The sequence below is a fragment of the Streptomyces saintjeani genome, assembly GCF_055409605.1.
Window position 1 is genome coordinate 5,877,548 of the sequence record NZ_CP189624.1, and the last position, 12,436, is coordinate 5,889,983.

Annotated in this window: 13 protein-coding genes; 8 read left to right on the plus strand and 5 right to left on the minus strand. The window is 69.3% G+C overall.

The window, feature by feature from the left end; translation table 11 throughout:
• The first annotated feature begins 160 nt into the window (after positions 1–160).
• The 6 genes from ACQCO7_RS26875 (at position 161) to ACQCO7_RS26900 (ending at position 6,652) form a co-directional block, all read left to right on the plus strand.
• Complete coding sequence (locus tag ACQCO7_RS26875) at positions 161–1,861, plus strand: ABC transporter ATP-binding protein (RefSeq protein WP_464077295.1); 1,701 nt, start codon at positions 161–163, stop codon at positions 1,859–1,861.
• Positions 1,858–2,979, plus strand: a complete 1,122-nt coding sequence (locus ACQCO7_RS26880) for an ABC transporter permease (RefSeq protein ID WP_409118564.1) — start codon at positions 1,858–1,860, stop codon at positions 2,977–2,979. Before ACQCO7_RS26875 ends, ACQCO7_RS26880 begins: the two co-directional genes overlap by 4 nt.
• Positions 2,979–4,241, plus strand: coding sequence for an ABC transporter permease (locus ACQCO7_RS26885; protein WP_464074212.1), 1,263 nt, complete (start codon positions 2,979–2,981; stop codon positions 4,239–4,241). Before ACQCO7_RS26880 ends, ACQCO7_RS26885 begins: the two co-directional genes overlap by 1 nt.
• Entirely contained in the window at positions 4,238–4,627 is a 390-nt protein-coding gene (locus tag ACQCO7_RS26890; protein WP_010352537.1) for a cytidine deaminase, read from the plus strand. Before ACQCO7_RS26885 ends, ACQCO7_RS26890 begins: the two co-directional genes overlap by 4 nt.
• 61 nt (positions 4,628–4,688) lie before the next feature.
• Positions 4,689–5,972 carry a thymidine phosphorylase gene (locus tag ACQCO7_RS26895; RefSeq protein WP_464074213.1) on the plus strand — a complete coding sequence of 428 codons (1,284 nt, stop codon included), beginning with the start codon at positions 4,689–4,691 and terminating at the stop codon, positions 5,970–5,972.
• Positions 5,973–6,067: 95 nt separating this feature from the next.
• Entirely contained in the window at positions 6,068–6,652 is a 585-nt protein-coding gene (locus tag ACQCO7_RS26900; RefSeq protein ID WP_464074214.1) for a Uma2 family endonuclease, read from the plus strand.
• Positions 6,653–6,719: 67 nt separating this feature from the next.
• On the opposite strand, the gene ACQCO7_RS26905 is transcribed toward ACQCO7_RS26900, so the two are convergent.
• The 3 genes from ACQCO7_RS26905 to ACQCO7_RS26915 form a co-directional block, all read right to left on the minus strand.
• Entirely contained in the window at positions 6,720–6,989 is a 270-nt protein-coding gene (locus ACQCO7_RS26905) for a DUF397 domain-containing protein (RefSeq protein WP_464074215.1), read from the minus strand.
• Positions 6,986–7,894, minus strand: coding sequence for a Scr1 family TA system antitoxin-like transcriptional regulator (locus ACQCO7_RS26910; protein ID WP_464077296.1), 909 nt, complete (start codon positions 7,892–7,894; stop codon positions 6,986–6,988). The genes ACQCO7_RS26905 and ACQCO7_RS26910 overlap by 4 nt, the downstream gene beginning before the upstream one ends.
• A 190-nt stretch (positions 7,895–8,084) precedes the next feature.
• On the minus strand, positions 8,085–8,579 hold the full coding sequence (locus ACQCO7_RS26915; RefSeq protein ID WP_464074216.1) for a pyridoxamine 5'-phosphate oxidase family protein: 495 nt from the start codon (positions 8,577–8,579) through the stop codon (positions 8,085–8,087).
• Positions 8,580–8,784: 205 nt separating this feature from the next.
• Here ACQCO7_RS26915 and ACQCO7_RS26920 point away from each other — a divergent pair, with 205 nt between their 5' ends.
• A complete protein-coding gene (locus ACQCO7_RS26920) occupies positions 8,785–9,030 on the plus strand; it encodes a hypothetical protein (RefSeq protein WP_464077297.1) in 246 nt (81 codons plus the stop codon).
• Here the strand turns inward: ACQCO7_RS26920 and ACQCO7_RS26925 are convergent.
• Entirely contained in the window at positions 8,938–9,945 is a 1,008-nt protein-coding gene (locus tag ACQCO7_RS26925; protein WP_464074217.1) for a sigma-70 family RNA polymerase sigma factor, read from the minus strand. The two genes, ACQCO7_RS26920 and ACQCO7_RS26925, sit on opposite strands and share 93 nt — an antisense overlap.
• A 183-nt stretch (positions 9,946–10,128) precedes the next feature.
• Entirely contained in the window at positions 10,129–11,403 is a 1,275-nt protein-coding gene (locus tag ACQCO7_RS26930; protein WP_464074218.1) for an MFS transporter, read from the minus strand.
• A gap of 63 nt (positions 11,404–11,466) precedes the next feature.
• Here ACQCO7_RS26930 and ACQCO7_RS26935 point away from each other — a divergent pair, with 63 nt between their 5' ends.
• Positions 11,467–12,417 (plus strand): LysR family transcriptional regulator, encoded by a 951-nt coding sequence (locus ACQCO7_RS26935; RefSeq protein WP_464074219.1) that lies wholly within the window; start codon positions 11,467–11,469, stop codon positions 12,415–12,417.
• The last annotated feature ends 19 nt before the right edge of the window (positions 12,418–12,436 follow it).

Genomic DNA, 12,436 nt, shown 5'->3' on the forward strand with positions numbered 1-12,436 from the left:
TTCGCGCGGCACAATGCTCGGAACGGATCGTGACCGAAAATGTTCGATCACCTTCGGGCTCTATTTAAAGTAGGGGCGCTACGCGCGTAGATGGCCCCTTTCTCAAGGAGAGTGCGCCATCGACGCGTCCAGCAGCCCTCCGCTCACCGCAGAGCCGACGATCGCGGTGGAGCTGGCGGGCATCACCAAACGCTTCCCCGGTGTCGTCGCCAACCACGACATCCACCTGACCGTCCGCACCGGCACCGTCCACGCGCTGGTCGGCGAGAACGGCGCCGGCAAGTCGACGCTGATGAAGATCCTCTACGGCATGCAGAAGCCGGACGAGGGCACGATCACGGTCGACGGCGAGCAGGTCGCCTTCGCGAGCCCCGGCGACGCGATCGCACGCGGCATCGGCATGGTCCACCAGCACTTCATGCTGGCCGACAACCTCACCGTCCTGGAGAACGTAGTCCTCGGCAGCGAGAAGCTGTACGGGATCGGCGCCGGCGCCCGCAAGAAGATCCGCGAGATCTCCGACCGGTACGGCCTCGGCGTCCGCCCCGACGCCCTCGTCGAGGACCTCGGCGTCGCCGAACGCCAGCGCGTCGAGATCCTCAAGGTCCTCTTCCGGGGCGCGCGCACCCTGATCCTGGACGAGCCGACGGCCGTCCTCGTCCCGCAGGAGGTCGCCGCTCTCTTCGGCAACCTCCGCGAGCTGAAGTCCGAGGGCCTCTCGGTCATCTTCATCAGCCACAAGCTCGGCGAGGTCCTCTCCGTCGCGGACGAGATCACCGTCATCCGGCGCGGTACGACGGTGGGGACGGCGATCCCCTCCGAGACGACCCCCCGCCAGCTCGCGGAGCTGATGGTCGGCAGCGAACTCCCGACGCCGGAGACCTCGGAGTCGACGGTCACCGACCGCGCGGTCGTGACGGTCGAGGACCTGACGGTGTACGCGGCCGGCGGGGCCTCCCTCGGCGCCGTGGCCGGGGTCGAGGGCCAGCCCGCGGGCGAGGTCAAGAAGGTCCTGGACGGCGTCTCCTTCACCATCCACGCGGGCGAGGTCATGGGCATCGCCGGCGTCGAGGGCAACGGCCAGACCGAGCTGATCGACGCCCTGATCGGCACCAAGAACGCCGACTCCGGGACGATCGCCTTCCTCGGCGAGGACATCACGCCCTGGCCGACCCGCAAGCGCCGCGAGTCCGGCGTCGGCTACATCCCCGAGGACCGGCACCGCCAGGGGCTCCTCCTGGAGTCCCCGCTCTGGGAGAACCGCATCCTCGGCCACGTCACCGAGAAGCCCAACGCGAAGGGCTTCTGGCTCGACCCCAAGGGCGCGCAGGCCGACACGCGGCGGATCGTCGAGGAGTACGACGTCCGCACGCCCGGCATCGACGTCACGGCGGCGTCCCTGTCCGGCGGCAACCAGCAGAAGCTGATCGTCGGCCGTGAGATGAGCCACGACCCGAAGTTCCTGATCGCCGCGCACCCGACGCGTGGCGTGGACGTCGGCGCGCAGGCCCAGATCTGGGACCGCATCCGCGAGGCGCGCCGCGAGGGCCTCGCCGTCCTGCTGATCTCCGCCGACCTCGACGAGCTGATCGGCCTCTCCGACACGCTCCGCGTCATCTACGACGGCAAGCTGGTCGCGGACGCGGACCCGGCGACGATCACGCCGGAGGAGCTGGGGTCGGCGATGACGGGGGCGGCGAGCGGGCACCTGGAGCACGCGGACGCCGATGGGGCCCTCATCGGCGTACAAGCCGATAATCAGCCCGCCGAAGCCGAAGCCGAAGTCGCTGAAGCCACCGAAGCCGAAACCGCCGAATCTGCCGAAGGCACCGGCACCGAAGGGGAGCGCGACGCCCGATGAAGAAGTTCGACAAGGAGCGCGTGCTCCTCGCGGTGGCCGGCCCGGTCATCGCGCTCGTCGCGGCGATCCTGCTGACCTCGGTCGTGCTGCTCGCCTCCGGCAAGAACCCGATCGAGCCGTACCGGCTGATGCTGGAGCAGATCCCCTACTCCGACATCCAGGTCCTGATCATCAACCAGGCGTCGATGTACTACATCGCCGCCCTCGCGGTCGCCCTCGGCTTCCGCATGAACCTGTTCAACATCGGCGTCGACGGCCAGTACCGCCTCGGCGCGCTGGTCACCGCGATCGTCGGCGCGCACGTGGCGCTGCCGTCGTTCCTCCAGATCCCCCTGCTGCTGATCGTCGGCGCGCTGACCGGCGCGATGTGGGCCGGTATCGCGGGCGTCCTCAAGGTCACCCGGGGCGTCTCCGAGGTCGTCGCGACGATCATGCTGAACTCGATCGCGACCAGCCTCATCGGCTACCTCACCCTGCGCGACAACTTCGGCGTCCTGGTCGGTGACAACGTCACGACCGGGATCATGAAGGACTCCGGCTGGATGCCCGGCATCAACCTCGGCGCGGACGTCGGCGAGATCTACGGCCTGGTCTTCCTCGCCGTCGCCCTCGGCATCGCGTACTGGGTCGTCCTCAACCGCACCCGCTTCGGCTTCGACCTGCGCGCCACCGGCGAGTCCGAGACGGCCGCCGCCGCGTCCGGCGTCGACGCGAAGCGGATGGTCGTCACCGCGATGCTGGTCTCCGGCGCGGTCGCCGGTATCTCCGGTCTCCCGCTGCTGCTCGGCGACGCGCACACCTACAGCCTGAGCTTCCCGGCGGGCCTCGGCTTCACCGCCATCGGCATCGCCCTCCTCGGCCGCAACAACCCCGGCGGCATCGCGCTCGCCGCGCTGCTGTGGGCCTTCCTCGACAAGGCGTCCCCCGCGCTCGACTACGCCATGCCGGTGGCGTACGAGAAGGAGATCGCCACGATCATGCAGGGCCTGATCGTCTTCGCCGTCGTCATCAGTTACGAGGCCGTACGGCAGTGGGGTCTGCGCCGCCAGCAGAAGCAGGTCGGCGCGCAGCTCGCCGCCGAAGCCGCTCAGAACGTCAAGAAGGAGGTGGCGGTCTGATGGCCACCGCGACCGTCGCCAAGCCCCGGGCGCAGCAGCCCGGCAAGGGCAGCCGCAAGCTCTCCCTGCCCGTACTCCTGCTGATCATCGCGGGTGTGCTGGTCCTGACCTCGATCGTGCGCCTGATCTCCGGCGCCGACGGCATCACCTCCACCGGCCAGATGTCCACGGCGCTGCGCCTCGCCGTACCGATCGGGCTCGCCGGGCTCGGCGGGCTGTGGGCCGAGCGCGCGGGCGTCGTCAACATCGGCCTCGAAGGCATGATGATCCTCGGCACCTGGTTCGGCGCGTGGGCCGGCTACCAGTGGGGCCCCTGGGTGGGTGTCGTCTTCGGCATCCTCGGCGGCGCGCTCGGCGCCGTCCTGCACGCGATCGCCACCGTCACCTTCAACGTCAACCACATCGTCTCCGGTGTGGCGCTCAACATCCTCGCGCTCGGCCTGACCCGATACCTCTCGAAGTTCACCTTCGAGGACGCGCCGCAGGGCTCCTCCAAGCAGTCCCCGCCGATCGACTCGCTCGGCAACTTCGACATCCCAGGGCTCTCCAGCTGGCTGGAGACCCTGAACGACAAGCACTGGTTCCTGGTCTCCGACATCGCGGGCCTGGTCGGCGGGCTGGTGACGAACCTGTCCCCGCTGACCGTCGTCGCCGTCGCGCTCGTCCCGCTGACGTGGTGGGTGCTGTGGCGTACGGCGTTCGGTCTGCGCCTGCGGTCCTGCGGTGAGAACCCGGTCGCCGCCGAGTCCCTCGGCGTCAACGTCTACAAGTACAAGTACCTCGCGGTCATTATTTCGGGTGGTTTCGCGGGTCTTGGCGGGGCGTTCCTGTCGATCGTCGCGTCGAATGTGTACCTGGACGGCCAGACCGCCGGGCGCGGGTACATCGGCCTCGCGGCCATGATCTTCGGCAACTGGATGCCGGGCGGGCTCGCGCTGGGCGCCGGTCTCTTCGGCTACACCGACAGCCTCAACCTCCGAGGCGGTACGACCAACGTGCACGCGCTGCTCCTGCTGCTCGCGCTGGTGCTGGTGGTGGCCGCCGGGTACCAGATCTGGAAGAAGAAGTACGTCTCGGCGGCGATCAGCGTCGTGATCGCCGCTGTCATGTTCATCTGGTACGCCAACACGGACGAGGTCCCGCGCCAGCTCGTCACCGCCGCGCCGTACCTCGTCACCCTCCTCGTCCTCTCCTTCTCCGCGCAGCGCCTGCGGATGCCGAAGGCGGACGGGCTGCCGTACCGGAAGGGGCAGGGCAAGTGACGGTGGACTGGTCCTCGCTGCGCGCGGTCGCCCACGAGGCGATGACCCGCGCCTACGCCCCTTACTCCGGCTACCCCGTGGGGGTCGCGGCGCTGGTCGACGACGGACGTACCGTCTCCGGCTGCAACGTCGAGAACGCGTCGTACGGCATCGGCCTGTGCGCGGAGTGCGGGCTGGTGTCCGAGCTGCACCGCACCGGGGGCGGGCGGCTGACCCACTTCACGTGCGTCGACGGCAACGGCGACGTGCTGGTCCCCTGCGGTCGCTGCCGCCAGCTCCTGTACGAGCACGGCGGGCCGGATCTCCTGCTGGAAACCCCCGAGGGGATCCTCCCCCTCTCCGAGATGCTCCCCCAGGCCTTCGGGCCGGGGCACCTCACCAAGTAACTCCCTTGCGGCCCCTCCCATTTGGATCGGGAGGGGTCGCTGTCTGAAAGGCACCCACCCCATGGCCATGGACGCCATCTCCGTCATCCGCACCAAGCGGGACCGCGCCGAACTCACCGACGAGCAGATCGACTGGGTCATCGACGCGTACACCCGTGGCGAGGTCGCCGACGAGCAGATGTCCTCGCTCGCCATGGCCATCCTCCTCAACGGCATGAACCGCCGCGAGATCGCGCGCTGGACGGCGGCGATGATCGCGTCCGGCGAGCGGATGGAGTTCTCGTCGCTGTCCCGCCCGACGGCGGACAAGCACTCGACGGGCGGCGTGGGCGACAAGATCACGCTCCCGCTGGCCCCGCTGGTCGCCGCCTGCGGCGCGGCCGTCCCGCAGCTCTCCGGCCGGGGTCTCGGCCACACGGGCGGCACGCTGGACAAGCTGGAGTCGATCCCGGGCTGGCGCGCGCTGCTCTCCAACGAGGAGATGCTGTCTGTGCTGGACAGCACGGGCGCGGTGATCTGCGCGGCGGGCGACGGCCTGGCTCCCGCCGACAAGAAGCTGTACGCCCTCCGGGATGTCACCGGCACGGTCGAGGCGATCCCGCTGATCGCGTCCTCGATCATGTCGAAGAAGATCGCGGAGGGCACCGGCTCGCTGGTCCTGGACGTGAAGGTGGGCACGGGTGCCTTCATGAAGACCATTGAGGACGCGCGGGAGTTGGCGTCGACGATGGTGGGCCTGGGGACGGACCACGGCGTCAAGACGGTCGCGCTCCTGACGGACATGTCGACGCCGCTGGGCCTCACGGCGGGCAACGCCCTCGAAGTGCGCGAGTCGGTGGAGGTCCTGGCGGGCGGGGGCCCGGCGGACGTGGTCGAGCTGACGATCGCGCTGGCCCGCGAAATGCTGGACGCGGCAGGGGTCCACGGCACCGACCCGGCCAAGGCCCTCGCCGACGGCTCGGCGATGGACGTCTGGCGCCGGATGATCTCCGCGCAGGGCGGCGACCCGGACGCGGTGCTGCCGGTGGCGCGCGAGCAGCACGTGGTGACGGCGTCGGCGTCGGGCGTCCTGACCCGCCTGGACGCGTACGACATCGGCCTGGCCGCCTGGCGCCTCGGCGCGGGGCGCGCGCGCAAGGAGGACCCGGTGCAGGCGGGTGCGGGGGTGGAGCTGCACGCGAAGCCGGGCGACACGGTGACCGCCGGCCAGCCGCTGCTGACGCTGCACACGGACACGCCGGACCGCTTCGCGTACGCGCTGGAGGCGATCGAGGGTTCGTACGACGTGGCTGCGCCGGGGACGGACTTCAAGGCGTCGCCGGTGGTGCTGGAGCGCATCGCCTGACCGGGGCTTTCCCCTTTCGGGTGAACGGGATCGGTGGACCGCCGCCGGTCCCGTTCGGCATGCTGGGATCGGTGACGCACTGATAGGAGACCGCCATGAGCGCACTCACCGTGGGCCACGATCCCGAGCAGAGCTGGGACGACCTCGTCCGGTTCTGGGAGGAGATGGAAGGGCCTGAGGGCAGCAAGGTGGAGATCATCGAGGGGATCGTCACCGTGTCACCCGCTCCCGCATACCGCCACAATGTGATCGCGGCCCGTATCCAACGTCGCCTCTACTCCGTGATTCCGGAGGACTGGGAGATTTTCCAAACGCTGGCCATCGCCGTGCCGTCGCGCCTGGGGATGCTGATCCCCGACCTCGTCGTCATGCCGGTGCAGGAGCACACCGAAGCGGACGCGTACGTCCCGGCCGCGCTCGCCGAACTCGTCGTCGAGGTGACGTCCAAGTCCAACGCCCGCCATGACCGGGTGAGCAAACCGGCCGCCTACGCCGCCGCAGGCATCCCGCTGTATCTGCTCGTCGACCGCTGGGCGGACGGCGGTCCCACCGTCACGCTGTACGGCGAGCCGAGCAACGATGTCTACCGTGTTCTGAAGGCGGGCAAGTTCGGCGATCCGATCGACCTGCCCGGGCCCTTCGACCTCACGCTCGACACGTCGGATTTCCCACACCGGTGAGCTGACCGGCAGCCGACAGCCCCGCCCGTCGGGTACACGGGCGGGGCTGTCGCGGTGGGTACGACCGTCAGACGCGCGGCTCGGTGGAGGCCAGCTCGACGAAACCACTCCATGCGTCGCGGGAGACGGAGAGGTGGGGGAGGCTGGTGTCTTTGGAGTCGCGGACGTGTACGGCTGTGGTGCGGGCCGAGACCTCGACGCACTGGCCGCCCTCAGCGCCGCTGTAGCTGCTCTTGCGCCAGGCGACCTCGACGCATTCGCCGCCTTCGGCGCCGCTGTAGCTGCTCTTGCGCCAGGCGAGACCGGAAACGGTGGTCGAGGACTCGGCGTTGTTCATAGCGATCCCAGCACTCCTTCGATCTGTTTCATCGACTCCCGTGGAGGGAGAGCCTGCGATCGGATGATCCCATAACGGGTCGCGGCGAGAGTCGTTCGCTCCGCGTCGGTCTGCAAGGTGCTGCTTCCCTGAGCCTCCGTGTACGCGAACCGTTTGCCGTCCTTGCGGATGACGATCGTGAACGGCCCGTCCACGCCTGCGTTTTCCTCCCGGTCGTGCGGCATGATCTGGATGTCGACGTTCGGCTTCTGACCGAGTACCAGCAGGTGCTCCAACTGTCCGCGCAGGACGTCCTTTCCGCCGTACGGACGCCTGAGAACCGACTCGTCGATCACGAAGCTCAGCATTGGCACGGGTTGGCGGTCGAAGATGGCCTGCCGCGCCAACCGCGCCGACACCCGCTGCTCGACGATGTCGTGGTCGAGGAGCGGACGTCGCATTACCAGCAGCGCCCTCATGTACTCCTCGGTCTGAAGCAGACCGGTGAAGACGTACATGTCGTACGTGAGCAACTCGACGGCTTTCTTCTCCAGCGACGCCATCCCCTGGAAGAACGCCGGGTACTGCGCGCGCTCCATCTGCTCCTTCCACACGCTCAACAACCCGTTCGCGTGGAGGAAGTTGTCCGCCTTGTCGATGGTCGGGCCGCTCGGAATCCGCCGACCCTGTTCGTACGAGGCGACCGTCGCAGGCGAGTACCCAATCGCCTTGCCGAGGGTCGGACGGTCAACTCCCTCTCGTTCCCGCACTTTCTTCAGGGTCTGGCCGAACGCGATGACGAGCCCCTTGCTGGCCTCGTCCGCAGGCTCTGGACCGGCGTCCTCGTCGTCCCAGTTGTCACCGAAGGCCAACAACGCGCCCTCGGCCTCGAACTCCCCGGTCGCCGTATTCGTACGCTCCTTCATAGGATCACCACCTCTCCGGACCAACGCCCCGCAGGGGAACGCGGTCACGCCGCACGGCTCGTACAGGGGCTGACACCCACGCGTACAAAGCCGGCCGGCGTCGGTGCGTCACCAATCGTGACGGTACGCCACCGGCGAGGCCGGGACAGTCGAGATCCCGAAACTCGATGCCCCTCGCGAACCGCCGCGCCTATGCCGGATCGCGCGCGTACGTGAACAGCGACTCCGCCTCGACGGCGATGAAGACCCCGTTCCCCCAGTCCGACACCCGCGTTCCACGTGCCTGGAACTGCGCTTCCTCGACCGCCGCGAACCCGGGATCGGAGGCGTCCATGATCCGTCCGGTGCCGTGCACGATCAACGCGAACCCGTCCTCGGCCGACAGGCTGAGGCTCAGGGCGGGACGCTCCGTGAGGTTGCGGGCCCGATGAGATCGGGCGCCGGTCGGGACGTACAGCTTCCCCCCGACGAACAACGCCCCCACCGGCGCGCACCTGGGGGCTCCCGAAGCGGTGACGGTGGCCAGGATCACCTGGAACACACCTGTGCACCGCCGTACCAACTGCGCTGCGGACAGCGACTGTTCGGGCAGTCCGAACGAGGCGCGCAGGGACGGAGAGGCACGGCGGACGCTTTCGTCGATGAGTTCCTGGAGCCCGGCCAGTTCCGCTACCGATTCGTTCACCCGGCTGTTCTACCGAGCACCTCGGAAAAACGGAAGTCCACCTGTTTGTGACTGACGGTGTTGTTCGGGCTCACCGATGAGTTGAGCGGCCGGCCGGGGTCTACCCCACGTGGACCCCGAAGGACTCCCCGTAGTCATCCCGCGCAGCCCCTTCACCCCTGATGCGGTGGAGGGGCTCTCCGACGAGGTGCGGAGGTTGTTGGCCGTGGCTGTTGAGAAGGTGGTCGTTGTCGATGTGGGCGGGCTCGGGCCGCCGGGGTTGGCGCAGGTCGACCTCGTGGCCCGGTTGCAGCTCGTGGCCAAGCGGGCCGGGGGGCGGATACGGCTGCGGAACCCCGCCCCGGCGCTCACCGCGCTGCTAGGGCTGGTCGGTCTCGTCCTTGAGGTGGAGGGGGAAGCCGAAGAGGGGGAACCAGCGGGGGGTGTCGAGGTAGAAGTGGAAACCGGTTAGGCGGCCGTCCGAGATCTCCAGGACCTGGATGGACCAGGGCGACCAGCCGCCCTTCTCCGGGTCCGGCTTGTAGTGCGCGAAGCCGGGCAGCCCGTTGACCTGGACGGGGAAGAGGCGGGAGTTCTCGCAGCCCTTGCCGAGGGTGGTCATGAAGCCGGTGATGTCCGCGTGGCCGGTGAGCCACAGGTCGAACGGCGGCATCGTCATGATCGCGTCCTCGTGGAGGAGCGCGGTGAGGGCGGTCATGTCGTACCCCTCGAAGGCGGCGACGTACCGCTCCAGGAGTTTCTTCTGTTCGTCGTCGAGGGAGTTGAAGACGTCGGCGGCGGCGCCCTTGTCCTCGGGCTGCTCGGCGAGGGTCGCGCGGGCGCGCTGGAGGGCGCTGTTCACCGAGGCCACCGAGGTGTCGAGCAGCTCCGCGACCTCGCTGGCCTTCCACGCGAGGACCTCGCGGAGGATGAGGACGGCCCGCTGCTTGGGCGGGAGCTGCTGGAGCGCCGCCATGAACGCCAGCCGGATGGATTCCTTGGCCACGGCCGCCTCCGCCGGGTCCTCGACGGTGGGGAGCGCTCGCGCGTCCGGGATCGGTTCGAGCCAGGTGTTCTCGGGGCGCGGGGAGAGCGCCGCCTGTGCGAGGGGTGTCGACTCGCTGAGGTCGATCGGCCGGGCGCGCTTGTTGCCCGCGTTCAGCATGTCCAGGCACACGTTCGTCGCGATCCGGTACAGCCACGAGCGCAGGCTGGACCGGCCCTCGAACTTCTCGTAGTTCCGCCAGGCCCGCACCAGCGTGTCCTGGACCGCGTCCTCCGCCTCGAAGGTCGAGCCCAGCATGCGGTAGCAGTACCCGGTCAGCTCGACCCGGTGCTTCTCCAGCCGCACATCGAGGTCCGCCACCGCTGTCGTACCGTCACTCATTCCTCGTCCACCCACCCCTGTGGCCTTCGTGTCACGCGCCTTCGCGTCCACCTCCTCGGAAGCTACCGCACCCCACTGACAATCACCCCTGGACTTGACAAATCCGCTGGTCAGAGGGGTGAGAGTAGGCTCCTGACAACCCCTGCCCCGGGAGTCTCACGGGCCCCACGGACGGCGTCGGCATCAAACCGCCGCCCCAACCTCCCGCCGAGCAGCCCGAGCCGCCCGAGTCCCCGCCACCGTGATCGCCACAACCCCCGCCACCGCCAGCAACCCCACCGCGACGGTCCCACCCCACCCACCGGCGTGGAAGGCGATCGCCCCGACGGTCGACCCGACGCTGGACCCGATGTAGTACGCCGACTGGTACAGCGCCGAAGCCTGCGCCCGCCCGCTCGTCGCCGTCTTGCTCACCGCCGACGACGCCACCGCGTGCCCCGCGAAGAACCCGGCGGTGATGAGGACCAGCCCGAGCAGGACGAGCGCCAGCGACCCGGCGAGGGACAGCAGCAGCCCCGTAGCCGTCGTACCCCCGGAGAGGTACAGCGCGCCCCGCCGCCCGACGCGCCCGACCAGCCGCCCGGCGGTGGAGGCCGACACCGTACCCACGAGGTAGACGAGGAATACCGACCCCACGATGCCCTGCGGCAGTGAGAACGGCCCCTCGGTGAGCCGGTAGCCGATGACCGTGTACACGCCCCCGAAGACGGTCATGAAGAGCGCGCCGATGGCGTACAGCCTCCGGAGGAGGGGGTTACCCAGATGACCCCGTACGGTGCCCAGCAGCACGCGAGGCCGCAGCGACCCCGGCGTGAAGTGGCGCGGAGCGGGCAGCAGCGCGCGGAACGCGACCGCGCACACCACCGCGAGCCCCCCGATCACCCCTACGGCGACCCGCCAGCCCCACTCCTGCGCGACCCACCCGGTGATGACGCGCCCGCTCATCCCGCCGACGCTGTTGCCCGCGACGAACAGCCCGATGGCCGTGACCAGCGCCTTCGGCCGGACCTCCTCCGCGAGGTACGCGGTCGCGGACGCCGGCAGCCCGGCCAGCGCGGCACCCTGCACACCCCGCAGCACGACGAGCGCACCGAGCGACGGTGCGAACGGCACCAGCAGCCCGACGGTCACCGCGACCGCGAGCGACGCGGTCATGACCGTACGGCGCCCGTAGCGCTCGGACAGCGCGCTCATCGGCAGGACGAACAGCGCGAGTCCGCCGGTCGCGGCGGCCACGGTCCAGCTCGCATCGCTCGCGGCGACGCCGAACTCGCCCGAGATCAGGGGGAGTAGAGCCTGCGTGGAGTACAGCAGCGCGAAGGTCGCGACGCCCGCGAGGAACAGCGCGAAGCTCATCCGGCGGTAGTCGCGGTCACCGGGGTGCATACGGGTGTCGGCGGAGGGGACGGCTGCGCGGGCGCCCGTGGTGACGGGCGCCTCGGTACTGGCGGAAGGCATACGCCGACGGTAGGACGACCTGCGTTGATGCGTCCAATGCACGGACTCGTCATAATCGTTCCCATGGTGCATCAACCGAGGTCACAGGGTCATCTGTCACCGTCCGGTGACACGGAAGACATGACGACGCTGCTCGCTCCGAGGCTCGCGTACTTCGCCGGGGTGGCCCGTACGGAGCATGTGACCAGGGCCGCTCAGGAGCTACAGGTCCCGCAGTCGACGCTGTCGCGGGCTATGGTCCGGCTGGAGCGGGACCTCGGGGTGGACCTGTTCGCGCGCCGGGGCCGTACGGTCTCGCTGACGCCCGCCGGACGGACCTTTCTCGCCTCTGTGGAACGGGCGTTGGGGGAGATCCAGAAAGCCGCCGACGCGGTACGGGCCGACGCGGACGCGGCAACGGGCAAGGTGGCGTTCGGATTTCTGCACACGATGGGCGCGGAGACCGTGCCGGCGCTCATCCACGCCTTCCGCGCGGACCATCCCCGGGTGCGGTTCAGCCTCGTGCAGAACTACGGCGAGGCGATGATCGAGCGTTTGCGGACAGGGGAGTTGGACCTCTGCCTGACCTCCCCGGTGCCGGACGCGCCGGACCTGGTGGCGCGTCGCCTGGACGAACAGAAACTCCGGCTGGTTGTCCCCGCCGACCACCGGCTCGCCGCCCGCCGCCGGGTCCGTCTGTCCGAGGCCGCCGAGGAGACGTTCGTGACCCTGGAACCCGGGTACGGGCTACGCCGGATCACCGACGATCTGTGCCAGCAGGCAGGCTTCCGGCCACGCATCGCCTTCGAGGGGGAGGAGGCGGAGACGCTTAGAGGACTGGTGGCGGCAGGACTAGGGGTAGCACTCCTGCCGCCGCCGGCGGTACCGAGACCAGGGGTGGCAGAACTGACGGTGACGTCGCCGAGGGCGGTACGGGAGATCGGGGTGGCATGGCTGGACGGCCATCCGGACACGCCCCCGGTGGCTGCCTTCAAGAAGTTTCTCTTGTCGAGAAGGGGAACTCTCTTGCCCTAGGGGCGCGGGGCTGTGTCAA